28 protein-coding genes are annotated in these 21,366 nt (G+C 64.9%); 11 read left to right on the top strand and 17 right to left on the bottom strand.

Features of this window, described 5'->3' with window-relative positions:
* Nucleotides 1-30: 30 nt before the first annotated feature.
* Entirely contained in the window at nucleotides 31-546 is a 516-nt protein-coding gene (gene rplJ, locus L7H23_RS16715; protein ID WP_237836995.1) for a 50S ribosomal protein L10, read from the bottom strand.
* A gap of 344 nt (nucleotides 547-890) precedes the next feature.
* On the opposite strand from rplJ, the gene L7H23_RS16710 reads away from it, so the two are divergent.
* The 5 genes from L7H23_RS16710 (at nucleotide 891) to L7H23_RS16690 (ending at nucleotide 3,318) form a co-directional block, all read left to right on the top strand.
* A complete protein-coding gene (locus tag L7H23_RS16710) occupies nucleotides 891-1,334 on the top strand; it encodes an acetyltransferase (RefSeq protein ID WP_237836994.1) in 444 nt (147 codons plus the stop codon).
* A gap of 155 nt (nucleotides 1,335-1,489) precedes the next feature.
* A complete protein-coding gene (locus tag L7H23_RS16705; RefSeq protein ID WP_237839286.1) occupies nucleotides 1,490-2,050 on the top strand; it encodes a PadR family transcriptional regulator in 561 nt (186 codons plus the stop codon).
* Nucleotides 2,050-2,367 carry a DUF2218 domain-containing protein gene (locus tag L7H23_RS16700; RefSeq protein ID WP_237836993.1) on the top strand — a complete coding sequence of 106 codons (318 nt, stop codon included), beginning with the start codon at nucleotides 2,050-2,052 and terminating at the stop codon, nucleotides 2,365-2,367. The genes L7H23_RS16705 and L7H23_RS16700 overlap by 1 nt, the downstream gene beginning before the upstream one ends.
* A 217-nt stretch (nucleotides 2,368-2,584) precedes the next feature.
* Complete coding sequence (locus L7H23_RS16695) at nucleotides 2,585-3,109, top strand: DUF2975 domain-containing protein (protein ID WP_237836992.1); 525 nt, start codon at nucleotides 2,585-2,587, stop codon at nucleotides 3,107-3,109.
* A complete protein-coding gene (locus L7H23_RS16690) occupies nucleotides 3,109-3,318 on the top strand; it encodes a helix-turn-helix transcriptional regulator (protein ID WP_058539484.1) in 210 nt (69 codons plus the stop codon). Before L7H23_RS16695 ends, L7H23_RS16690 begins: the two co-directional genes overlap by 1 nt.
* A gap of 63 nt (nucleotides 3,319-3,381) precedes the next feature.
* On the opposite strand, the gene L7H23_RS16685 is transcribed toward L7H23_RS16690, so the two are convergent.
* From L7H23_RS16685 to L7H23_RS16675, 3 genes are all read right to left on the bottom strand, one after another.
* Entirely contained in the window at nucleotides 3,382-4,785 is a 1,404-nt protein-coding gene (locus L7H23_RS16685; RefSeq protein ID WP_237836991.1) for an amino acid permease, read from the bottom strand.
* A gap of 69 nt (nucleotides 4,786-4,854) precedes the next feature.
* Nucleotides 4,855-5,496, bottom strand: coding sequence for a YoaK family protein (locus L7H23_RS16680; protein ID WP_237836990.1), 642 nt, complete (start codon nucleotides 5,494-5,496; stop codon nucleotides 4,855-4,857).
* Between the two features lie 7 nt (nucleotides 5,497-5,503).
* Nucleotides 5,504-5,791 carry a 4a-hydroxytetrahydrobiopterin dehydratase gene (locus L7H23_RS16675; RefSeq protein WP_237836989.1) on the bottom strand — a complete coding sequence of 96 codons (288 nt, stop codon included), beginning with the start codon at nucleotides 5,789-5,791 and terminating at the stop codon, nucleotides 5,504-5,506.
* 51 nt (nucleotides 5,792-5,842) lie between these two features.
* On the opposite strand from L7H23_RS16675, the gene L7H23_RS16670 reads away from it, so the two are divergent.
* From L7H23_RS16670 to L7H23_RS16650, 5 genes are read left to right on the top strand one after another with little or no spacing between them, the layout of a single operon-like run.
* Nucleotides 5,843-6,271 carry a metallopeptidase family protein gene (locus L7H23_RS16670; protein ID WP_237836988.1) on the top strand — a complete coding sequence of 143 codons (429 nt, stop codon included), beginning with the start codon at nucleotides 5,843-5,845 and terminating at the stop codon, nucleotides 6,269-6,271.
* Nucleotides 6,268-6,852, top strand: a complete 585-nt coding sequence (gene ccmA, locus L7H23_RS16665) for a heme ABC exporter ATP-binding protein CcmA (protein ID WP_237836987.1) — start codon at nucleotides 6,268-6,270, stop codon at nucleotides 6,850-6,852. Before L7H23_RS16670 ends, ccmA begins: the two co-directional genes overlap by 4 nt.
* A complete protein-coding gene (locus L7H23_RS16660) occupies nucleotides 6,849-7,496 on the top strand; it encodes a heme exporter protein CcmB (RefSeq protein ID WP_237836986.1) in 648 nt (215 codons plus the stop codon). Before ccmA ends, L7H23_RS16660 begins: the two co-directional genes overlap by 4 nt.
* A complete protein-coding gene (locus tag L7H23_RS16655; RefSeq protein ID WP_237836985.1) occupies nucleotides 7,493-7,903 on the top strand; it encodes a VOC family protein in 411 nt (136 codons plus the stop codon). The genes L7H23_RS16660 and L7H23_RS16655 overlap by 4 nt, the downstream gene beginning before the upstream one ends.
* Nucleotides 7,904-7,952: 49 nt before the next feature.
* Nucleotides 7,953-8,297, top strand: a complete 345-nt coding sequence (locus tag L7H23_RS16650) for an Imm8 family immunity protein (RefSeq protein WP_237836984.1) — start codon at nucleotides 7,953-7,955, stop codon at nucleotides 8,295-8,297.
* Between the two features lie 314 nt (nucleotides 8,298-8,611).
* On the opposite strand, the gene rplA is transcribed toward L7H23_RS16650, so the two are convergent.
* From rplA to L7H23_RS16590, 12 genes are all read right to left on the bottom strand, one after another.
* Entirely contained in the window at nucleotides 8,612-9,310 is a 699-nt protein-coding gene (rplA, locus tag L7H23_RS16645; protein WP_237836983.1) for a 50S ribosomal protein L1, read from the bottom strand.
* Nucleotides 9,311-9,314: 4 nt separating this feature from the next.
* A complete protein-coding gene (gene rplK, locus L7H23_RS16640) occupies nucleotides 9,315-9,746 on the bottom strand; it encodes a 50S ribosomal protein L11 (RefSeq protein WP_237836982.1) in 432 nt (143 codons plus the stop codon).
* Nucleotides 9,747-9,901: 155 nt separating this feature from the next.
* The gene (locus tag L7H23_RS16635) at nucleotides 9,902-10,837 is read right to left on the bottom strand and encodes an acyl-CoA thioesterase II (protein ID WP_237836981.1); all 936 of its coding nucleotides are present in this window, start codon (nucleotides 10,835-10,837) and stop codon (nucleotides 9,902-9,904) included.
* 61 nt (nucleotides 10,838-10,898) lie between these two features.
* A complete protein-coding gene (gene nusG / locus L7H23_RS16630) occupies nucleotides 10,899-11,435 on the bottom strand; it encodes a transcription termination/antitermination protein NusG (protein ID WP_237836980.1) in 537 nt (178 codons plus the stop codon).
* Nucleotides 11,436-11,472: 37 nt separating this feature from the next.
* Nucleotides 11,473-11,670, bottom strand: a complete 198-nt coding sequence (gene secE, locus L7H23_RS16625; RefSeq protein WP_237836979.1) for a preprotein translocase subunit SecE — start codon at nucleotides 11,668-11,670, stop codon at nucleotides 11,473-11,475.
* A 186-nt stretch (nucleotides 11,671-11,856) separates the two neighbouring features.
* Nucleotides 11,857-13,185 (bottom strand): MFS transporter, encoded by a 1,329-nt coding sequence (locus L7H23_RS16620; protein ID WP_237836978.1) that lies wholly within the window; start codon nucleotides 13,183-13,185, stop codon nucleotides 11,857-11,859.
* 53 nt (nucleotides 13,186-13,238) lie between these two features.
* Complete coding sequence (locus L7H23_RS16615; RefSeq protein WP_237836977.1) at nucleotides 13,239-13,559, bottom strand: multidrug efflux SMR transporter; 321 nt, start codon at nucleotides 13,557-13,559, stop codon at nucleotides 13,239-13,241.
* Nucleotides 13,560-13,745: 186 nt separating this feature from the next.
* The gene (locus tag L7H23_RS16610; RefSeq protein ID WP_237836976.1) at nucleotides 13,746-14,909 is read right to left on the bottom strand and encodes a DUF2264 domain-containing protein; all 1,164 of its coding nucleotides are present in this window, start codon (nucleotides 14,907-14,909) and stop codon (nucleotides 13,746-13,748) included.
* The gene (locus L7H23_RS16605) at nucleotides 14,906-16,267 is read right to left on the bottom strand and encodes an efflux transporter outer membrane subunit (protein ID WP_237836975.1); all 1,362 of its coding nucleotides are present in this window, start codon (nucleotides 16,265-16,267) and stop codon (nucleotides 14,906-14,908) included. The genes L7H23_RS16610 and L7H23_RS16605 overlap by 4 nt, the downstream gene beginning before the upstream one ends.
* Nucleotides 16,264-17,430, bottom strand: coding sequence for an HlyD family secretion protein (locus tag L7H23_RS16600; RefSeq protein WP_237836974.1), 1,167 nt, complete (start codon nucleotides 17,428-17,430; stop codon nucleotides 16,264-16,266). The genes L7H23_RS16605 and L7H23_RS16600 overlap by 4 nt, the downstream gene beginning before the upstream one ends.
* Nucleotides 17,427-19,097: an MFS transporter gene (locus L7H23_RS16595; RefSeq protein ID WP_237836973.1), complete on the bottom strand. Its 1,671-nt coding sequence runs from the start codon at nucleotides 19,095-19,097 to the stop codon at nucleotides 17,427-17,429. Before L7H23_RS16595 ends, L7H23_RS16600 begins: the two co-directional genes overlap by 4 nt.
* A 113-nt stretch (nucleotides 19,098-19,210) precedes the next feature.
* Nucleotides 19,211-19,843: a cation transporter gene (locus L7H23_RS16590; RefSeq protein ID WP_237836972.1), complete on the bottom strand. Its 633-nt coding sequence runs from the start codon at nucleotides 19,841-19,843 to the stop codon at nucleotides 19,211-19,213.
* A gap of 102 nt (nucleotides 19,844-19,945) precedes the next feature.
* On the opposite strand from L7H23_RS16590, the gene L7H23_RS16585 reads away from it, so the two are divergent.
* On the top strand, nucleotides 19,946-20,356 hold the full coding sequence (locus L7H23_RS16585) for a helix-turn-helix domain-containing protein (RefSeq protein ID WP_237836971.1): 411 nt from the start codon (nucleotides 19,946-19,948) through the stop codon (nucleotides 20,354-20,356).
* Here L7H23_RS16585 and L7H23_RS16580 read toward each other — a convergent pair.
* Entirely contained in the window at nucleotides 20,353-21,357 is a 1,005-nt protein-coding gene (locus L7H23_RS16580; RefSeq protein ID WP_237836970.1) for an NADPH:quinone reductase, read from the bottom strand. The genes L7H23_RS16585 and L7H23_RS16580 overlap by 4 nt on opposite strands.
* Nucleotides 21,358-21,366: the final 9 nt, after the last annotated feature.

The following is a 21,366-nucleotide window of genomic DNA, read 5'->3' as shown; positions in this document are numbered from 1 at the left end:
GCCCGGTGAATTGTTACGGTAGGTAAAAGTTTATGCCGCTTCCTTGGCGCCATAGGCACCAAAGACCCGCGCCAGCTGACCAGCCGGGGCTGCCGCAATCTGGGCAACCTTGGTGGCCGGAGCCTGGAGCAGGCCGACAAGCTTGCCACGCAGTTCGTCAAGCGACGGCAGCGATGCAAGCGCCTTCACGCCTTCCACGTCGAGGACCACATCCCCCATGCCACCACCAACGATTTCAAGCTTGTCGTTGGTCTTGGCAAATTCCACCGCGATCTTCGCAGCCGCGACCGGATCGGTCGAAGCGGCGATTGCCGTGGGGCCGGTCAGCAGATCGCTGATACCGGTGTAGGAGGTGCCATCGAGCGCGATCTTGGCCAGGCGGTTCTTCGCGACCTTGAAGCTTGCACCCGCGTTCCGCATCTGCTCGCGAAGCACCGTCGACTGGGCGACGGTAAGACCCAGGTTGCGAACAATCACAACCGAGGCTGCATTCGACAGCGTAGCGTTCAGCGAGGATACGGCTTCGGCCTTTTCAGCACGATCCATGCCTGTTTCTCCACTCATGCCCGGCTGCAAGCAACCGGGCCGCTAACACACGCAAAAGCCATGCGGAATGAATCCCGCCTGTCCCTTGCGCAACGATGTCCGATGGGGTCGGTCAAGCCGCGTCACCCGGGAATGCCAGGCGGGCGACCGATAAAAGACTGTCCCCGTCTCGGTTGGAAATTAAGAAGGGCAAATTCCCTTCACCAACTGTCTCGGACGGAATTGCCAAGGCCGGAGCCCGGACAACACGGGCGCGCTAATAGCGATAACGCGCGCCGAGTCAAGCCGCATGCGGCGGAAAAGCAGGCTTGGCGCGCGATACCGACAGCCCTACGGCGGCATCCATGATCCGGATACGCCCCTCCACGCCCGCCGACGGCGACCGCGCCGTCGATATCTGGCGCGCCGCAGTCGACGCCACACACGACTTTCTGACGCCCGCAGACCGGATCGCGATCGAGGAAGAGGTAAAAGGCTTTCTGCCGCAAGCACCGCTATGGCTTGCCGTTGACGCCGACGATCGCCCGATCGCCTTCATGCTGCTCGACGGCAGCAGCATGGAGGCCCTCTTCATCGACCCCGCCCATCGCGGCCGGGGTATCGGCAGGGCGCTCGTCGAGCACGCGATCGGCCTTCACGGCACGATCACGACCGAGGTGAACGAGCAGAATGACCAAGCGGCGGGCTTTTACGAACGTATGGGCTTCACCGCCACCGGCCGCTCGGACCGCGATGGTCAGGGCCGGCCCTATCCCTTGATCCACCTCCTTTTCTCACCGCGAAGCTGACGGGACTCCAGCGGTGCGCAAAAAAATCATCGCACCCTCTTGCCTAAAACACATCAAGATATATCTTAGACGCATCGAATCGCATGAAGGAGTACAAGATGCGACATGGAATGAACCGGCATGGCTGCGGCGAACGCCACGCCATGCGCCATATGATGCGCGAAGCGATGCGCCACGGTGGCTTCGGTCACGGACGCGGTTTCGGGCGCGGCTTCGGTGGGCGCCACGGACGTGACGACGACGGACACGGCCGCCGCCGGCGGATGTTCGACAGCGGCGAGCTGCGGCTCGTGCTGCTCAAGCTGATCGCCGACGAGCCGCGCCACGGCTACGACCTGATCCGCCAGATCGAAGAGCTGACCGGCGGCGCCTATGCGCCGAGCCCGGGCGTGATCTACCCCACCCTCACCCTGCTGGGCGACATGGGGCTGATCGAAGCGGCCGACAGCGACGGCGCGAAGAAGCTCTTCGCGATCACCGCAGCTGGCCAGACCGAACTCGACGCGAACAAGGACGCTATCGATGCGTTGATTGCGCGCCTGACCGAAGTCGGCGAGGAGCTCCAGCGCACCGACAGCGCGTCGGTCCGCCGCGCGATGGGCAATCTCAAGGCCGTGCTGATGAACCGGCTCGGCGACCGCGACCTCGACGAGGCGACGCTGCACAAGGTCGTCGCGCTGATCGACGAGGCGGCGCAGAAGATCGAGCGGCTGTGATGGTTAGTGTCGTCGCCAACGTCCCCACCGCGCACGCGAGCAAATATCTGCAGCAGCTGTGCAAGCACTGGCAGCACAATCTCGCCGTCGAATTCACCCCGGAACATGGCACCGTGACCTTCCCCAGGGATGCGCGCGGCGCGAGTTGGGCGGGCGACGCGCTGGTCACCTTCGATGCGGGAGCCGGCGCACTGTCGGTGCGCATCGACGCGAGCAGCGACGAGCATGTCGAGGCGATGAAGGGCGTCGTCGCCCGTCACCTCGATCGCTTCGCGTTTCGCGAGGCCTCGCTGGGGTTTGACTGGGCGGTGGCCTGAGCGGCCAGCCAGCCCCGACAGGCATCGTCATTCCGGCGGAGGCCGGAATCTCTCCGCCGGACATCGATGCACCGGCGAGATCGTGTTCAGAGTCGCGTGCCTCTGAACGCCCTTCGCCGGGATGACGAAAGAGTTATCGTTTTTCGATATTATCGATTGACGATAAGGTCGACTCAAAATATATCGTTCTTCGATAAGCAAACCATCGGAGAACGATATGCCTACCGATCATTCGACTCTGCTGCGCGCGACCCGCGGCCTGCTCTGGCTGATGCTGGCGCTGGTCGCAGCGGCGTTTCTGTTCGTCATCGCCTCGGGCGGCGCGCTGGTCGCCATGTGGCCCGACATTGCGGTGGAGGCAAAGAACAGCAAGGTGTTCATCGATGCCGACGCCATGCGTCCGCAGCTGTTTGCGCTGCTCGGCATCCTTGCCGCGATCCTTGCGGTCGCCGTCTATGTGCTGCGCCAGTTGCAGGCGCTGGTCAAAAGCGCGACCAACGATCCCTTCATCCCCGCAAACGCCGCGCGCCTGCGCGGGATCGGCTGGGCATTGGTCGTGACGCAGATGCTGGCCTTTCCGCTGGGGTGGGTCGCGAGCCGTATCGCGGTGTCGACGAGCGAGTTCGCCAATATGGGCGGGCTCGATCTGGAGGGCATCCTCGCGATCCTGCTCGCCTTCGTCCTTGCCGCCGTGTTCGAACGCGGCGCGGCGATGCGCGACGAGCTGGAAGGGACCGTCTGATGGCGATCGTCGTGAAACTCGATGACCTGCTTCACGCGAAGCGGATGACGCTGACCGACCTGTCCGACCGCATCGGCATCACCCTCGCCAACCTGTCGATCCTCAAGACCGGCAAGGCCAAGGCGATGCGCTTTTCGACGCTCGAGGCGATCTGCACCGAACTCGATTGCCAGCCCGGCGACTTGCTGGCGTTCGAAGCCGACAGCTGAAGACAGCGCGGCAAAAGACTGACCCCGCTCCGCATCCCCGGTCGGAGCGGGGTTTTTTATGCCTTACGCGCCCGCCGCAACCGCCTTGTTACGGGCGTAGAGGAAATAGACCGCAAGCCCCGCAACATTCCAGATCCCGAACCACAGCTGTGTCTTCGCCGGCAGGCTGAGGAACAGATAGATGCACCCGAGCACCGCAATGCCGCCGACCACCCACGGCATCGGCGTGCGGAACGTGCGCGGCGCATCGGGCGCACGGCGACGCATGATGAGCATGCACACCGACACCGCCGTGAAGGCCGCGAGCGTGCCCGCATTCGCCAGCGCCGCCAACTCGTCGAGCGGAATGAAGCCCGCGAGTATCGCGACGACGATCGCGGTGAAGATGGTGATACGGACCGGGGTGCCACGCGACGACAGCTTGGCGAGGCTCTTGGGGAGCAGCCCGTCGCGCGCCATGGTGAAGAAGATGCGGCTCTGCCCGAAGAAGAAGGCCAGGATCACCGTCGGCAGCGCGATCACCGCCGAAAGTGCGAGATATTTCGCGGCGCCCGGCTGGCCCAGCTCGCGCAGGATCAGCGCCAGCGGCTCGGGGCTGTTCGCGAATTTGCTGTATGAAATCGCGCCGACCGCCGCGACCGCAACGAGAATATAGATGGCGACGCACGCGAACATCGATCCGACGATCCCGATCTTGAGATCGCGGTCGGGATTCTTCGCCTCCTCGGCGGCGGTCGCGATCGCGTCAAAGCCGTAGAAGGCAAAGAAGATGATCGCCGCCGCCGCCATGATCCCGCGCTCGACGCCATCGGGGCCGACATGCTTGGTAAAGCCGAAGGGGCTGAAAGGTTCGAGGTTCGCCGCGTCGAACGCCGGCAGCGCGACAGCGACGAACACCGCCAGCGCGATGATCTTCACGATCACGAGGATTGCGTTGACCGTCGCGCTTTCGCGCGTGCCGTAGAGCAGCATTCCGGCCACGATCGCGATGATCGCGATGGCCGGCAGATTGACGATACCGCCGAGTTCCGGCCCTTGCATCAGGCTCATCGGCACACTCGCCCATGCGTGCAGCAGCGGCGCCGCATAGCCCGACCAGCCGACCGCGACCGCGCTGACCACGAGCGAATATTCGAGGATCAGGCTCCAGCCGACGATCCACGCGATCAGTTCGCCGATCACGACGTAGCTGTAGGTATAGGCGCTGCCCGAGGCGGGGATCATCGTCGCCATCTCGGCATAGGCGAGCGCCGCGCACGCGCAGATCAGACCGGCGACAGCGAAAGAGACGATGACCGCAGGCCCTGCCTTGTCGGCACCGACGCCGATGAGCGTGAGGATGCCGGTCCCGACGATCGCCCCGACACCAAGCGCGATCAGATGCGGCCAGCTCAGCGTCCGGGCGAGCCCGTGCCCTTCCTGTTGCTCCGGAACAATGGATTTGCGGCGCAGCAGGCTGTCGGACATGTGGACGATCCCCCTTGTTACTTTGTTGCGCCCTTGTGGAACCGGCACGCGGGGAAGGCAAGATATGGCTTATGCGGTCCGGCGGGGCAGCCACCATGCGCGAAGCATCAGCGCCGCAGCCAGCAGGAGCGCAAGGCCGTATGCCGCCGGCACCGACGAAAGGATCGTCCGCGCTCCGACGATCGCACCGCCGACCAGCGAAAGCCAAAGTCCGAAATGGTGGAACCAGTGCCCGTCACCCTCGCCGCGCAGCCTGTTGGCGATTTTTTGCCCCATCTGCACGAGCGTCCCGGTCATATAGGTGACGCCGACGACGGTGCCATCCTTCCCCTCCAGCGCCGCATTTACCAGCCCCATCGCAAAGGCAAGGCAAGCGATTGCCGGCCACTGGCCAACCTCGAACCGCAATGCCGCAGCGGCGGCAAGCAACAATGTGGTGCCTGAAAGCACGGCGGGTGCCCGCGCCGCCCCCGCCCGTGCGGCGAGGAGTGAGCCGGTCACGACACCGGTCAGGAACAGCGTGATGATGCCGCCGGCAATCAGCGCCGCCGCCTGCCATTCTGCGGCGCCGACCGCGAACCGTGTCGAATTTCCCGTCATGAACGAGACGAAGAAGCCGCCCGATTCGACAAAGCCGATCGCGTCGACAAAACCGGCGAGGATCGCCACCCCGACGGCAAGCAACTGACGGGACCGGTCGAAGCGGATCATCGGCGGATCAGAGCAAAGCCTCGATCGCCTCTGCCAGCGCGACGTCGCGCCCGGACAGGCCATCGGCATCATGCGTCGTCAGCAATATGTCGACCTTGTTATAGACGTTCGACCATTCGGGATGATGATCCATCTTCTCTGCAATGATCGCGACGCTCGCCATGAAGCCAAAGGCCTGTGCGAAATCGTCGAACTTGAACTGCCGCGTGATGCCGTCGCGGGTCGGCTCGTGCGTCCAGTCGGGAAAGCGTGCGAACAGCGCGGCGCGCTGCGCATCGTCGAGTTTCTGGACCATCTTCTATCTCCCGCTGGCCAAGCTGTGTCCCCCGCCATAAGGAAGGGCGCAATGACCGACAAGACCGCCCTGACCGCACTGCCCGCCGGATGGACCGGCGGCGCCCCGGACGCCGAGGCGCTGTTCGCGATGGCCGAAGCCGCGCTCGCGCAATTGCCCGATGTGTTCAAGCCGCATATTCAGGACGTCGTGATCGAGATCGAGGAATTCGCCGACGACGAGACGCTGAAATCGCTCGACATCGAGCATCCCTATGATCTGACAGGGCTCTATGAGGGCCGCCCCCTGACCGAGCGCAGCATCGACCAGAGCGGCGGCATGCCCGACCGCGTGACGCTGTATCGCATCCCGATCCTGGTCGAATGGATCGAAGGGGGCGAGCGGCTCGACTGGCTGGTACGCCATGTCCTGATCCACGAGATCGGCCATCATTTCGGTTTCAGCGACGACGACATGCACGCTCTGGAAGATATGGCGTGACCGGGCTGCTGCGGCTCGACAGCGTGGCGTGCATCCGCGGCGACCGCCTGCTGTTCGAGCGGCTGTCGCTGACCCTGAACCGCGGCGATGCGCTGTGGCTGCGCGGGCCGAACGGCGCGGGCAAGTCGAGCCTGATCCGCCTCGCCGCGGGGCTTCTGCGACCCGCCGCAGGGACGGTCGAACGCCGCGAGCGCGTCGCGCTGATCGACGAGGCCGCCGCGCTCGACGCCGAAGTGCCGCTGCGCCGTGCCCTCGATTTCTGGGCGCGCGTCGATACGGTCGACGGGCACGCGGTCGACCGCGCGATGGACGAGATGGCGCTGGGCAGCCTCGCCGAAGTGCCCGTCTCGATGCTCTCGACCGGCCAGCGCAAGCGCGCCGCGATGGTGCGCGTGATCGCGAGCGGCGCGCCGATCTGGCTGCTCGACGAGCCCGCGAACGGCATGGACGATGCAGCACAGGCGCGGCTGGTCGCGGGAATCGCGAAGCACCGCGCGAACGGCGGCGCAGTGCTGCTGGCATCGCATTTCGCGCTCGGGATTCCCGATCTGGCCGAGCTCGATATGGGGGCGCTGGCATGACCGCGCTGATCGCCCTGTTCTGGCGCGACCTTCGCCGCGCATGGGGCAGCGGGGCACTGTGGCTGCCGGTGCTCTTCTTCCTGCTCGTCGCGACCGCCTTTCCCTTCGCGGTCGGACCCGATGCGCCGCTGCTGCGCCGTGCCGGCGGCGGGATGGTCTGGGTCGCGGCGCTGCTCGCGGCCCTGCTGCCGATCGACCGGCTGGTGAAGCCCGACAAGGATGCAGGGGTGCTCGACCAGCTCGCGGTGCGCGGTTTTGCCGACGAAGTGATCGCGGCTGTGAAGATCGGCGCACATGCCATTGGATTCGGGCTGCCTCTGCTGATCGCCCTCTTGCCCGCGTCGGCGTTGCTCGCGCAGGACGGCGGGCGCGTCGAGCTGCTGGCGACGGGCATCGCCATCGCGATTCCGGCGCTGGCCTCGCTCGCCGTGCTGAGCGCCGCGCTGACCGCGAACCACAAGGGCGGCAGCGCAATCGGGGGACTGCTGATCCTGCCGCTCGCGGTGCCGATGCTGATCTTCGGCGCCGGGATGCTCGATCCATCGGGGCGCGGTGCATTGAAGCTGCTGGCGGCGTCGAGCCTGCTTCTCACCGTAATCGGGCCGTTCGCCGCGGGCGCGGCGCTCCGCGGCCTGCGCGAATGACGCGCCAGTCGCTCGCGCACATCGCGCTCGTCGTGCGCGACTATGACGAGGCGATCGATTTCTATGTCGGCGCCCTCGGCTTCACGCTGGTCGCCGACGACTATCAGCCGGCGCAGGACAAGCGCTGGGTTCTCGTCGCCCCGCCGGGCAGTCCCGAAGGCGGTGCAACGATCCTGCTCGCACGCGCCGCAAACGAGGAGCAGGCGGCTTTCATCGGCAACCAGTCGGGCGGCCGCGTCTTCCTGTTCCTGCAGACCGACGATTTCGCCCGCGACTATCAGAACCTGCTGGACAAGGGCGTGCGGATCGAGCGCGAACCGCTGCAGGCCGACTATGGGACCGTCGCGGTCTTCCTCGACCTCTATGGCAACAAATGGGACCTGATCGAGTTTCGCCGGCCGGAATGACAGCAATCGACCGATTGCGAACATTGTGCCTCTAACCTAGTCTGGCGCAATGGAAGCAGAACTTAGATCGCTTGCTACGCAACATGGGGAGTTCCTGACCGACATCCGGCCTGTCGGAGATTTGTTCTGTATCACCGTCTGCGCTGAAATTGGCACTAAGGGCGGCGTCGGAGCGGATCTGTTCGATTTTGATGTTTGCTCGCCAGGCTGGCTCGATTCCGAACTCGATCGACACTCAGTGCTGCCCGGTGGCAAAAGGCTATTCATGCGTAAGTTCGATCCCGATGCGGTGGAACTATATGTTCGCAAGCGCCTTCGGCACGCCACCGGTACCAAATGGCATGAAATCGCGAGTAAAATTGGTGAATGGGCGCGATGGGAGTTTGCGGACTAAGAGGGCGGTGTCCGCTTCCCACCCCGAAGACGCCGTCGCCTTCAAATAGGCCTTTCCTACATTATCCGGCTGTGTCAGCCTTCGTCCGGTCTTTCATCTGGTAGATAAAACGGTTGCTACCCGGCTTGCCACGAGATCCGATCGGCACCGCACAGGGCTGACCTTCACTGAACTTTGGAATATCACACGGCCCTCGCGCCGACCGCATCCCGGGACGATGTCACAAGGCGGCGGCGGTTCACCATCTTCCAGCCCGCGCACAAGAAAAGGGCCGGAGTTTCCCCCGGCCCTTTCCTGAATCGTTGCGGTGCCGATCAGGCGCCGGTGACGTCGGCCGTGTCGACCTTTACGCCCGGGCCCATCGACGACGACAGCGCGATCTTGCGGACATATTTGCCCTTCGCGCCTGCCGGCTTGGCCTTGACGATCGCATCGACGAAGGCGTCGAAGTTCTGGCGGAGCTTTTCCTCGCCGAACGACAGCTTGCCGATGCCGGCGTGGATGATCCCGACCTTTTCGACGCGGAATTCGATCTGACCGCCCTTGGCGGCCTTCACGGCTTCGGCGACGTTCGGGGTCACGGTGCCCAGCTTCGGGTTCGGCATCAGGCCCTTCGGACCCAGCGTCTTGCCGAGGCGGCCGACGATGCCCATCATGTCCGGCGTCGCGATGACGCGGCCATAGTCGAGGTTGCCCGCGAGCATGTCTTCCATCAGGTCTTCGGCACCGACCTTGTCGGCGCCGGCGGCCAGCGCCTTGTCGGCGTTGTCGCCGCGCGCGAACACGGCAACCTTGACGTCCTTGCCGGTACCGGCGGGCAGCGTGACGACGCCGCGGACCATCTGGTCGGCGTGGCGCGGATCGACGCCGAGGTTCATCGCGATTTCGAGCGTTTCGTCGAACTTGGCCGAGGCCAGTTCGCGAACGGTCTTGATCGCTTCGTCGACGGCGTGAAGCTTCAGCGCGTCGACCTTGCCCTCAAGGGCTTTCTGCTTCTTGGTCAGCTTGGCCATCTGATCAGCCCTCCGTCACTTCGAGGCCCATCGAGCGCGCGCTGCCCTCGATGATCTTCGTTGCCTGTTCCAGATCGTTCGCGTTGAGATCCTTCATCTTGATCTCGGCGATTTCGGTCAGCTTCGAGCGGGCGATCTTGCCACCGCTGATCTTGCCGGGCTCCTTCGAACCCGACTTCAGGTTCGCGGCCTTCTTGATCAGATAGGTCGCCGGGGGCGTCTTCGTGATGAACGAGAAGCTCTTGTCGGCAAAGACGGTGATGATGGTCGGGGTCGGCGTGCCCTTTTCCATGCCGTCGGTCGCGGCGTTGAACGCCTTGCAGAATTCCATGATGTTGACGCCGCGCTGACCCAGTGCCGGCCCGAGCGGCGGCGAGGGGTTGGCGGTGCCGGCGGGCACCTGCAGCTTGATGTAGCCGCTGATTTTCTTGGCCATGATGGCCTCCTTTCTTTCTGTCGCCCCGGACCGGGATCCAAGGCTCAAAATAAGCGGTCGAACAGAAAGGCATCACCCCTTCCTCCCGCGCGGAATCACGCCCTTGTCTGACGCGAAGCGGCGCCCATATGCGCAAACGCCGCGGAAAACAAGCCTTATGCGTCAGGCGGCGGCGCGACGCGCAGCAGCCCTTCCTGCATCGCCGATGCGATCAGCGTTCCATCGCGACGATAGACAAGGCCGCGGTTGATCCCGCGGCTGCCGCCCGTCCAGTCGCTGTCCATCACATAGACGAACCAGTCGTCGACCCGAATATCGTCGTGAAACCACATCGCGTGATCGAGGCTTGTAGAGAACAGGCCCGGGGTCGACCAGGTGAAACCGTGGGGAAGCAGCGAAGAGGAGAGCAACCCCATATCGGACGCATAGGCCAGAAAGGCACGATGCAGCAGCGGATCGTCGCCGATCGGCGCAGCGAGCCGATACCATTGATAATGCGCGCTCGCCTTTTCGGTCGACGGTGGCCGGAAGCTGCGGATTTCGAATGGCCGCAGGCGAGCCATGCGATCGAGCTGCGCGTCGCTGACATTAGGGTCGGCCGCCATATTCTCGACGAATTCGGCACATTGCTCGGGCGGCAACAGGTCGGGCATCGATACCTGATGGGTCACGCCTTGCTCGGGTGCGTGGAAGGACGCGGTCAGGTTGAAGATCACCTTGCCGTCCTGTCGCACGACGACGCGGCGGTTGGCAAAGCTGCGCCCGTCGAAGTCGCGGTGCACGCGGAAATGCAGCGGCTTCGCTTCGTCGCCACCGCGCAGAAAATAGGCATGCAGCGAATGCGCCGACTTGTCGGGGTCAACGGTTCGCGCCGCGGCGACCAGCGCCTGCGCGATCACCTGCCCGCCAAAGATGCGCTGCCGCGTGGGCTTGTTGAACGCCGGAAAGGTAAATTCGTCCTCAAGGCCAGGAACGCGTTCCAGATCGAACAGCCGCGTCACCGCCGCGACGACCTTTTCAGGCGAAAAGGCGGCCTGAATCTCGCGCGCGCGATCAATGCGGGCCTGAATCTCGTCGGGAGTCAGGCTCATGCGGCAATCCATTCTTTCGCTGGGCCCCCGCCTTCGCGGGGATGACGACCTGTCGGGGTCGTCACTTCATGCGTTCGACCTGCTCGAAATCGAGCTCGACGGGGGTCGCACGACCAAAGATCGACACCGACACCTTGACGCGCGCCTTGTCGAAATCGAGTTCCTCGACGACGCCGTTGAAGCTTGCGAACGGCCCTTCGAGCACCTTGACCTGATCGCCGATTTCATAGTCGACGCGGATTTCGGTCTTCGGACGCGCCGCGGCCTCTTCCTTGCTGTTCAGGATGCGCGCGGCTTCGGCTTCACTGATCGCCTGCGGCTTGCCCATCGAACCCAGGAAGCCCGTCACCTTCGGCGTGTTCTTGACGAGGTGATAGACGTCGTCGGTCATCGTCAGCTTGGCGAGGACATAGCCGGGGAAGAACTTGCGCTCGGCCTGCACCTTCTTGCCGCGCTTCACTTCGGTCACCGTTTCGACCGGCACTTCGACCGATTCGACGAAATCGGTAAGGCCCATGCGCTCGGCTTCGGCGAGCACCGAATCGCGCACCTTGTTCTCGAAGCCCGAATAGGCGTGAATGATGTACCAGCGCGCCATGATTGCGTATCCCTTTTGAGTCCTGTGGCCCCGCGACTTAGCGCGCGAGCGACGTCAGCCAGCTGACGATGAATTTGAAGATCGTGTCGACGCCGAAGAAGAAGAGTGACAGGATCGTGGTCATGATCAGCACCAGGATGGTGGTCTGCACGGTCTCGCGGCTTGTCGGCCACACGATCTTGGTGGCTTCGGTCTTCACCTGGTTGACGAATTCGCCAATTTTGGGCTTGGCCATGTCGCGCGTCCTGTCCTTCAAACGTCCAATGATCCGGGCCAGATGGGTTGCCGCCCCCGGCGCGTCAAGCGCGCTTCGGGCAATAGTCCGCCCACCCTCCCCGAGCATGTCGGCGAAAGGCGGAAGGAAAACGGCGCATCTGTCCGAATGATGCGGCCTTTACCGGTGCCCCACGGCGATTGCAAGTCAAAGGCTGGCAGGCCGTCGCGCGGCATGACGATGCATCAGGACGAGCAGCCCGATCATCAGCATCCAGCTCGCCGCCGGCTGCAACACGAACAGCAGATGCAGCTCGCGCGCCGCAGCTGCGCCATTCTTCGGATCGAAGCCGACAAGGTCGAGCAGCACATAGCTGACCGCGATCGCGGCGGCGACGCCGAACTTGGCCATCAGGTTCAGCAGCGCAAAGAGGAAGGCCGAACGATTCCGCCCGCACCGCTCCGCGTCGCGCGGGATCAGGTCGGCGAGCATCGAATAGGTGAAGAGCAATCCGACGAAGCCGGTGCCCAGCATCAGCGAAAAGATCGCCGCCTGCACAAAGCCGCGCGGCTCCTGCACGAGCGTCGCGAACAGCAGCGACGAGATCAGCAGGGCCATTGCCATCATCATCAGGGGCTTGCCGAACCGCCGCGCAAGCAGGGTCCAGACCGGCGACGCGATCGCCCCGCCGATGAAGCTCGCGAAAAGCAGAAGGGCACTCTGGCTGTCGAGGTCGAGCACCGATGCGGCGAAGAAGACGAAGAGCGAGGTCAGCGATCCGAAAGCGAAGCTGTTGAGAAACTGGACACCCAGCAACAGCATCAGCGGCGGGAAAGACAGCGACGCCCCGATCTCGCGCCGCCAGCCGATGCCCGGCTCGACGACCACGGCGCGCGCCGGTACGCCGGCGATCGCGATCAGCGCAACCGGCGCCAATATCAGGAAAATGGCCGCATAGGCCATGATCCGCCCCTGCAGGTCGACGCCGGGGATCAATATCTGCGCAGCCGCCGGGGCGGCGAAAGCGACGATCAGCGCGATCTTGGTGAACCAGTCGCGCGCCCCATAGAGAAGCGCGCTGTCCGCCGGACTGCGGACCAGCGCCGCGCCCCATGACAATTGGGCGACCTCATAGAGGCTGAAACTCGAATAGAAGAGCACCATCACCAGAAATAGCGCTGCAAAGGGCAGCGTGTTGCCCACGATCACGATCACCGCGAGCAGAAGCGAAAGCGGCACGAGCGCGCTCAGCATCCAGCGGCGGTGCGCCCCCATACCGGGGCGAAAGCGGTCGATCATCGTCCCGATCAACGGATCGACCACGCCGTCCCATACGGTCGTCAGTGAAAAGAGCAGCCCGACGAGCGCCACGGGGATCGCCCCGCCCTCTGCAATATAGGGCGGCAGATAGACGCTGAAGGGCAGCGCGAGCATCGCGGTCGGCCCCGCCGTAGCGGCATAGGCAGCAACCGTCCGTGGCCGCAGCGCGGATTGTTCCGGCGCCGCGCCGGTGGGAGACTGGGCTATGGTGGCCAAGCTGCGATCCTCTCGGCACCGAGAGTTTCAGCTGTTGACAGCCATGTCAATAGTCAAGCGGGTGCCGATATCTTCATCAACACCAGACCCGAAACGATCAGCAGCGCCGCGACGATACGCATCGCGCTTGCCGTCTCGCCAAGCCAGGCGATCCCGACGACGAAGGCGCCGACCGCGCCGATCCCCGTCCAGATCGTATAGGCGGTGCCAAGCGGCAGCGATTTCATCGAGAGCGACAGCAGCGCGAAGCTCGCGATCATCGCGGCCACGGTGATGATGGTGGGAACGGGACGCGTGAAACCGTCGGACTGCTTCATGGAAAAAGCCCAGACGATCTCGAAAAATCCCGCTACAGTCAGATATATCCAGGGCATGACAGCCTCCTTCATGGACTGCCGGGCCGTCCCGGACCTGAAACCCGCGAAATGCAGGGAGGACGTGGCCTCATCGGGATCCTGCCCCGGGGGGCGGGATCATCGGATCGGCTCTCTGAACCCTTTCGGGGCAAACTGCAACGCACAGCCTTCGCGACCGCACATCCGACCGCGGCTCGGTGCCGCCTACCCCTCGATCGCGCGATCCCGCACGACATCCTGCCCCTCGCACAAACGAACGGCGGTGGGCGAAGCCCCAACATCCTCCCAGAACGGATCATTCGGCGCGAGCCCAAGCGGCAGGAAGGCAGCGGTGCAGAGATAGAGGCTGCCGGTCGAAATATAGTCTTCGGCGAGCCCCGGCTGGTGCCCCGAATAGCCGACCGTCAGCCATCCTTCGTCATCGAAGGTCTCCGGCGCCGCAAGGGTGCGCGTCATGGCAAGCGACATGGCGCTCCGCACCTGCCCCGCCGCCACTCCGGACGGCAGTTTGCCGAGCAGGGCGAGCTGAGCGAGCAGGTGCAGATTGCCGCAGCGGTAGGTGAGCGATCGCCCGATCGCCGGCATCGTGCCATCGGGTGCGATCATCCGTTCGAGCTGCACGGCGTGGCGCTGCGCGCGTCCCGTCTGCCGCGCGCCGAACTCCTGCCATTCCGGCTCGCGCGGCAGCACGCGCAGGATATCGACAAGAAAAGGATGGATGACGAAGCTGTTGTAATAGTCGAAACGAAAGGCGGGCCCGTCGCCATACCAGCCGTCGCCGACATACCATGTGTCGAACTGCCGGATCGCCCGGTCAATACGCATGGGATCGAAATCCAGCTTGAGAGCGGCGAACAGCGTCTCGATCATCGCCGCGAAGAGCAGCCAGTTGTTCGACGCCGGCGTGATCCACCGCGTCGCCGCCATTTCGCGGACGATATGGGTGCGCACAGCGGGAGGAAGGTCGTTCCACAGGATGGTCGGCGCCCGCAGGATCGCCTGCGCAAGGAAAGCGGCATCGACCAGCGGCTGCAACCCGAGGCCGAAATCGACATGATCGGGCGATGCGGGATCGGTAATCGACGCGATCAGCGCCTGCGCCTGTCCGCGCGCCTCATGCTGCCACGCCGCCTCTTCACCGGTCAGCCCTTCGAGTTCCAGCCATGGCGCCAGCCCCGCGAGCATTCGCCCGCAAGCCTCCAGATGCGTAAAATGCCGCCGCCCCTCGCCGCCGGTGGGAGCCTCGACCGGCATCGCGCTCTTCAGCGTTCCGGCGGCGCCATGGCGCAGGACGGGCGCCACGATCGTCCGCAGCATCGTCAGCCAGTCGCCACGCGTCTGCAGGGCGGTAGCCGACGCCATCGTCATGCGCCGTCGATGCCTCCGCCCAGCGCCTGGTAAAGCGCGACATAGGCATTGAGGCGATCGGCGCGCAGCTGAATAAGCGACTGGTCGACCGAAAGCAGCGCACGCTGCGCGTCGATCTGCTCCAGATAAGGCGAATAGCCGGCACGATAGCGGTTCGTCGCGTGGCGCAGCACTTCGGCAACTGCGGTACGCTGGGCGAGCAACGCTTGCTCCTGCGCGCCCAGCCGGTCGATCAGCGCCAGCTGATCCTCGACCTCGCGAAACGCCGTGAGCACGGTCTTGCGATAAGCGAAGGCGGCCTGGTCGCGCTGCGCCGTCGCCGCGTCGAACTGCCCTTCCAACCGCCCGCCCGAAAAGATCGGCGCGAGGATGCTGCCGCCGACCGACCAGATGGTAATCGGATCGCCCAGCAGCGACGAGATCGCCGCGCCGCCCGACGCCGACAGGCGAATCTGGGGCAGGAACTGCGCCCGCGCAGCGCGCAGATTGGCATCGGTCGCCGCCAGCGAATATTCGGCCTGCGCAATGTCGGGGCGGCGCCTGACGAGATCGGACGGCACGACGGCCGGCACGGCAGGGGTCGCAAGCGCGTCGAAGTCGGCGCCGCGCGCGATCGCGTGCGGCGTGTCGCCGACCAGCAGCGACAGCGCATTTTCCTGCCGCGCGATCGCCGCCTCGATCGTGGGGATCTGTTGCTCCGCCGCCCGATATTCTGCCTCCGACTGACGCAGTTCGAGTTCGGATGTGTAGCCCGCTTCGGCACGATCGCGCGCGATGCGGAGCGCCTCTCCGCGCTGGACAAGCGTTTCCCTGAGCAAGCCCAGCCGCTCGTCGAGCGCGAGCAATGTAATGTAACCGCTCGCCGCCGTGGCACTGACAGACAACGTCGCAGCCTCATGCGCCGCAGCAAAAGCGGCGGCGCTGGCACGCGCCGCATCCCGCCGCGCGGCGTTACCGCCGAACAGGTCGAGCTCGTAGGCGGCCTGGAAGGTCGGCTGCGCCGACGTGCTTTCGCTCGGCTGGCCGAAAGCGTTGACCGTGCGCGCCTCCGATCCCGGGAGGCTTGCAGACAGGCTGGGAAGCAGCAGCGACCGTGCAACGCGTTCCTGCGCGCGCGCCTCGGCAACGCGCGCGGCCGCGATGGCAAGGTCCGTATTGTTCGCGCGCGCCTGCTCGACCAGCGCCGAGAGCTGTGGATCGCCGAAACGCCCCCACCATTGCCGTTCGACCACTCCTTCGGAGGGCAGCGGCGTGCGCCAGTCGGCGGGTGGCGCAACGACACTTGCTTCGGGCCGCGGGCTGATCGCAGGCGCGCAGCCCGCCATCAGCAGCGGCAGCAGCAGCGCGGCGCGTTTCACCGGCCGCTATCCGTATCGACGGTGGCGATCACCGACATGCCTGGGCCGAGCCGCTTCGCAAGCGCCTGCCCGGGATCGATCCGGATACGCACGGCGATCCGCTGCGGCACTTTCACGAAATTGCCCGATCCGGTGTCGGGCTTGATCACACTGAATTCGCTGCCTGCCGCAGGCGCCACACTCTCGACCGTACCTTTCAGCTCGGCGCCGCCGAGCGCATCGACGCGCATTCGCGCTTTCTGGCCGACGCGGATGGTCGCGGTTTGCGCTTCCTTGAAATTGGCAACCACCCAATGGGTTTCGGGCACCAGATACATGAGCTGCGTCCCCGGGTTGACGAGCTGGCCGACGCGGACCGTAACCTCGCTCAACCGGCCCGAACGCGGTGCACGGATCACCGTGCGCTCGAGATCGATGTCTGCGAGGCCCCGGGTTGCCTCGGCATTCTGTACGCCCGCCTTCAGCCCGCCGCGTCCGACGGTAACCGAACGCACCTGCTCCAGCGCGATCTGGCGCTGTGCCTGCGCCTGACGCACCGCCGCTTCGGCCTGGCGCAGCGCCGCCAGCGTCTGGTCGCGCTCGCGCAGCGACACCGATCCCGCGTCGACGAGTTCGTTGACGCGGCGCATGTCGGCCTGCGCGCGCTGAAGCTGGGCACCGGCATTCGCGACTGCGGCATCCTGCAGCTGGACCTGCGCTTCGGCCGAGCGCTGGCTTTGCTCGCTGTTACTGAGGCTCGCGTTCTGCGCCGCGATGTTCGCCGCGCCCTGTGCGACGCGCTCGCGATAGATGCGGTCGTCGATGCGCACCAGGATCTGCCCCGCCGCAACGCGCTCGAAATCCTGCACGAGCACCTGCGTCACATAGCCACCGACCTGCGGCGAGATGATCGTCGTCTGGCCGCGAACATAGGCATTATCTGTGGTCTGGCTGTCCGGCCGAAAGGGCGGCAGCCCCCAAGCATAGAGGATCGCGAGAGCGCCGATCAGGATCAGTCCGGCGAAAAGCACGATCTGCCGGCGCGACCGGTCGGGACGCCACCCTCCTCCGCCTGCCGGCGGTGCTTCGGCGGAGGCGGGCTGCCCTGTGTCGGGCGCCGGCTCGGGCTGCGGTGCCGGAGCCTCTGCAGGCGGCGGGGTTTTCTTGTCTTCGGTGTCGGTCATTGTCTTTGTGCCAACATTTGCTGGAGTCGGAAGAGATCGGCGGCGAGCGGGTTGAAGCCGCGCCGGCGGTCGTACAGCCAGCGCGCGAACATGATGACAAAGGCAAGTCCCGACAAGGCGCCGATGACGAAAAATACGTCGTTATACGCAAGGACCGCCGCTTGGCGCGCGGCTTCGCGAACGACGTTGCTGCCTGCGACGGCCGCCCGCAACGCCGGATCGCCGATCGTACCGTTGAGGCTCGCGGCAAGACCGTTGATCGCTTGCGCCAAGGCGGGATCGTCGGTCTGGAGGCTGGGAGCCAGCGTCATCAGATGCGCCTTGGTGCGTATGGTAAAAAAGGCCGACAGCGCCGCCGTCCCGAACAGTCCGCCGATCGTCTGCGACAGGTTGAAGATCGCGAGAAAGCTGACGACATAGGCCGGACCGCGCGTCAGCGCACGCAGGAAACCCTCCATGAGCATCGGGCCGATGAAATAGACCGAGGCAAAGGCAATCGCGGCCTGCGACATATAGAGGTTGATCGGCCGGGTGTTGAGCCCCGAATGCGTGTCGGCAAAGGCTGCGATGCTGATAATCGCGAGCGAGACGAGCCGCGATGTACGCAGATCGAGCGGATTCAGCCGGACGAGCGGAAGAAAGACGCCGAGCAGCGCCGCCGCCGCCGTCACGACATAATAGGTCACAAGTTGATCGTTCACGAGCCCCAGGCTGGTGAGCAGGCCGCTCGCGCCAAAACTCTGTTCGGACAGGACGACGCGGACGAGCGCCCCGGTAAAGGCGAGCTTGACCAGATCGCTGCTCGCGATCCAGCGCGTCAGCAGCATCGGGTTGGCACGGTTATGCTCGATCAGGAAGGACGCGCCGATCAGCACGACCGAGAGCGCGAGCGCACCGCCCAGCCAGGGCGTTGGCCACCAGACGATCCGCCCCTGGACTAGGAAGGCGCAGAGCAGTCCGACGCCGATCGCGAGCAACGGAAAGCTGATCATGTCGAGCACCCCGAAGGCCCTGACCTTGATCCCCTGCGGCAGCGGCAGGATGTTTACTGCGCCGACCGCGACCAGCGACAGGCCGAACTGGAACGCGAACAGGCTGGTGATATCGCCGTCATAGACGAGCAACGGTGAAATTGCCCGCGCCAGCGGCGTCCCCAACTGCACCATGCCGATACCAAGGATGAGCGCGATCATCTTCTTCGGTCCCGGCAGGCTCTGCATCATGTAGAAGATGGCCATCGTCACCAGCCCGCTCGCCGCAATTCCGGAAATGCCCCGCGCGATCAGCTCCAGCCGGTACCCTGCGTCGAACAGCTGAAGGAAGTTCGCGATCACCAGCGCGAGCATCGTCAGGCGAACGAACCGCTGGATGCCGAAATGCTGGCGTCCCTTGAACAGCAATATGCTCATGCAGGTGTTTGTCATGTTATAGGCGACTGTCACCCAGCCGGCGTCGGCCGGCGTCAGACCCATATGGCTCTGGAGCAGCGTCAGGTTCGCGAGCAGCAGACCGTTCTGGAATCCGCTGACGAGGCCAAGGAACAGGCCGATCGCGAAATAGAAATAGCGGCGATGCAGCGGGTGGTCGGGGTTCGCCGGCGAGCCCGGGATGAGGGGTTGCTCGTGCGGCTTGAGCACATATTCGCCGGATGCGCGCGCGTCAGCCACGCCCGTTGCCGATCGACTTCATCTGTATGGCAAGCGTGCCCTGCATTGCACCGCACAATAGGCGTGCGAACACGATTGGCCTAGTACCGAAAACAGTCGGACCGCCTGGTCCGTCAGGCGGCTTCGGCTGTCCCCGAGCTGAGATCGCGGCGCGCGTGCCGAAAGACGTCGAGGCTGCCCCATATCGCCAGCCCGGCCATGATCGCCGCCACCGCGAGATCGGGCCAGCCCTGCCCCGTTCCGAACACGCCAAGCGCCGCCGCCATCACCGCGAGGTTGCCGATCGCGTCGTTGCGCGAGCAGACCCAGACCGAGCGCATGTTGGCGTCCCCGGTTCGATAGCGATAGAGCATCAGCGCGACAGCGACGTTGGATACCAGCGCTAGGGCGCCGATCAGCCCCATCGTCTCGGCATGCGGCGCGGTCCCGGTGATGAAGCCCCACGCCGCTGACGCGAAAACCCAGAGGCCGAACGCCAGCATCGTCCCGGCTTTCAGCAACGCCGCCCGGGCGCGCCACGCGAGCGCCATGCCGGCGACGCCAAGACTGATCGCATAATTTGCGGCATCGCCCAGAAAATCGAGCGCATCGGCCTGCAGCGCGCGCGAATCGGCCGCCACCCCTGCTACGATCTCCACCCCGAACATCGCGGCGTTGATCAGCAGCGCGATCCACAGCACGCGCCGCCAGCGCGGATCGTTGAGCGCGGTCTTGCCGCTTTTGCCGGAACAGCATTGATCGGCCATTCGCCGAAGCTCCTCTTCATCGGTCGGCTTTCCGGGGAAAGCCTCCTTACATCTTCGAGTCGACCTCCTATATGGAGCCTGTAGCAACTACAGGGTCAAGCGATGAAAATCGGCGAATTGTCGCGTGCCACCGGCACCAACATCGAAACCATCCGCTATTATGAACGGATCGGCCTGCTCCCCGCACCCGCGCGCACCGATGCCAATTACCGAAGCTATGGCGCCGAGCACCGCTCGCGGCTCAGCTTCGTGCGCCATTCGCGCGATCTTGGCTTCACGATCGAGGAAATCCGCTCGCTGCTCGATCTGTCGGATCACCCCGACCGCGACTGCGGCGAGGCCGACCGCATCGCGACGACGCATCTGGAGCAGGTCGAGGAGAAGATCGTGCAGCTGTCGCTGCTGCGCGACGAGCTCCAGCGTATCGTCGGCCGCTGCCGCGGCGGGCTTGCAGGCGATTGCCGCGTAATCGAAGCGCTGGGCGATCACGGGCAGTGCGAAAGCCGGCACTAACTGGCGACGATCACCTTCCCGAGCGCTTTGCCGCTTTCGAGAAATTCGTGCGCAGCAACAATGTCGTCGAGTGGATAGCGCGCGGCAATATTGTGGGTTAGCGCCCCCGCCTCCAACGCCTCGGCAATCGCCCGCTGAGCCTCTGCGTGGGCGGCAGCATCCATCACATAGACGAGAACAAAGCGGATCGTCGCATCGAGCATGACGAGCGGCCAGAAGGGCAGTGCCGGCTCGGGCACCGCATCCGATGCATAGGTTGCGACAACGCCGCGCGGCGCGAGCAGAGCGGCGATAACATCGAGATTGGCGCCGAACGCGACTTCGACGAAGCGGTCGACACCGCGCTCCTTGCCGGTGAACTCGCGGACGCGCGCGACGATGTCGTCGGTCTTGCGATTGACGATGAAGTCCGCACCGGCCGCAAGCGCCGACTGCGCCTGCTCGTCGCGGCTGACGCTTGCGATGACCGTCGCACCGCCAAGCTTGGCGAACTGGATGGCGTAGCGCCCGACTGCGCCTGCACCGCCCGAGACGAAGACGGTCTTCCCGGCGACAGGGCCGTCGGCGAATATGCTGCGATGCGCGGTCATCGCCGGCACGCCCAGGCTCGCGCCTTCCTCGAACGACGCAGCGTCGGGCAGTTCCGAAACCTGCCGAACCGGCAGCGCGACATATTCGGCGGCGGCGCCGAACGGCCTGCCCAGCTGTGCTTCATAGAACCAGACGCGTTTGCCGATCCATGCTGCGTCCGCAGCCGATCCGGCCGCGACGACTTCGCCCGCGCCGTCCTGATGCGGAATGATCAGCGGAAACGGCATGTCGGTGCGTCCACGCGCGCCCTGCCGGGCCTTCGTGTCCGATGGGTTCACCCCAGAGGCGCGGACGCGGATCAACAGTTCGCCGGCCTGCGCTACCGGCACCGGCTGCTCGCCGACGACGAGCACATCGGCGGCGCTTCCCTTTTGATCGTACCAGGCGGCCTTCATGACGGATTTTTCCACAACACATTC

This window comes from Sphingopyxis sp. BSN-002 (assembly GCF_022024275.1).
In the GTDB taxonomy this organism is placed as follows: domain Bacteria; phylum Pseudomonadota; class Alphaproteobacteria; order Sphingomonadales; family Sphingomonadaceae; genus Sphingopyxis.
The sequence above is the reverse complement of the archived record's forward strand: the minus strand, read 5'-3'. Positions and strand labels throughout refer to the sequence as shown.

Coding starts and splice junctions, on each gene's coding strand:
- L7H23_RS16600 (WP_237836974.1), bottom strand. CDS start 17,430: ATGACCGACACCGAAGACAAGAAAACCCCGCCGCCTGCAGAGGCTCCG.
- L7H23_RS16590 (WP_237836972.1), bottom strand. CDS start 19,843: ATGGCCGATCAATGCTGTTCCGGCAAAAGCGGCAAGACCGCGCTCAAC.
- L7H23_RS16615 (WP_237836977.1), bottom strand. CDS start 13,559: ATGCCCTGGATATATCTGACTGTAGCGGGATTTTTCGAGATCGTCTGG.
- L7H23_RS16670 (WP_237836988.1), top strand. CDS start 5,843: ATGACCGACAAGACCGCCCTGACCGCACTGCCCGCCGGATGGACCGGC.
- L7H23_RS16690 (WP_058539484.1), top strand. CDS start 3,109: ATGGCGATCGTCGTGAAACTCGATGACCTGCTTCACGCGAAGCGGATG.
- L7H23_RS16655 (WP_237836985.1), top strand. CDS start 7,493: ATGACGCGCCAGTCGCTCGCGCACATCGCGCTCGTCGTGCGCGACTAT.
- rplK (WP_237836982.1), bottom strand. CDS start 9,746: ATGGCCAAGAAAATCAGCGGCTACATCAAGCTGCAGGTGCCCGCCGGC.
- L7H23_RS16650 (WP_237836984.1), top strand. CDS start 7,953: ATGGAAGCAGAACTTAGATCGCTTGCTACGCAACATGGGGAGTTCCTG.
- L7H23_RS16635 (WP_237836981.1), bottom strand. CDS start 10,837: ATGAGCCTGACTCCCGACGAGATTCAGGCCCGCATTGATCGCGCGCGC.
- secE (WP_237836979.1), bottom strand. CDS start 11,670: ATGGCCAAGCCCAAAATTGGCGAATTCGTCAACCAGGTGAAGACCGAA.
- L7H23_RS16700 (WP_237836993.1), top strand. CDS start 2,050: ATGGTTAGTGTCGTCGCCAACGTCCCCACCGCGCACGCGAGCAAATAT.
- L7H23_RS16685 (WP_237836991.1), bottom strand. CDS start 4,785: ATGTCCGACAGCCTGCTGCGCCGCAAATCCATTGTTCCGGAGCAACAG.
- L7H23_RS16680 (WP_237836990.1), bottom strand. CDS start 5,496: ATGATCCGCTTCGACCGGTCCCGTCAGTTGCTTGCCGTCGGGGTGGCG.
- L7H23_RS16695 (WP_237836992.1), top strand. CDS start 2,585: ATGCCTACCGATCATTCGACTCTGCTGCGCGCGACCCGCGGCCTGCTC.
- L7H23_RS16675 (WP_237836989.1), bottom strand. CDS start 5,791: ATGGTCCAGAAACTCGACGATGCGCAGCGCGCCGCGCTGTTCGCACGC.
- L7H23_RS16660 (WP_237836986.1), top strand. CDS start 6,849: ATGACCGCGCTGATCGCCCTGTTCTGGCGCGACCTTCGCCGCGCATGG.
- rplA (WP_237836983.1), bottom strand. CDS start 9,310: ATGGCCAAGCTGACCAAGAAGCAGAAAGCCCTTGAGGGCAAGGTCGAC.
- nusG (WP_237836980.1), bottom strand. CDS start 11,435: ATGGCGCGCTGGTACATCATTCACGCCTATTCGGGCTTCGAGAACAAG.
- L7H23_RS16710 (WP_237836994.1), top strand. CDS start 891: ATGATCCGGATACGCCCCTCCACGCCCGCCGACGGCGACCGCGCCGTC.
- L7H23_RS16610 (WP_237836976.1), bottom strand. CDS start 14,909: ATGACGATGGCGTCGGCTACCGCCCTGCAGACGCGTGGCGACTGGCTG.
- L7H23_RS16705 (WP_237839286.1), top strand. CDS start 1,490: ATGCGCGAAGCGATGCGCCACGGTGGCTTCGGTCACGGACGCGGTTTC.
- L7H23_RS16585 (WP_237836971.1), top strand. CDS start 19,946: ATGAAAATCGGCGAATTGTCGCGTGCCACCGGCACCAACATCGAAACC.
- rplJ (WP_237836995.1), bottom strand. CDS start 546: ATGGATCGTGCTGAAAAGGCCGAAGCCGTATCCTCGCTGAACGCTACG.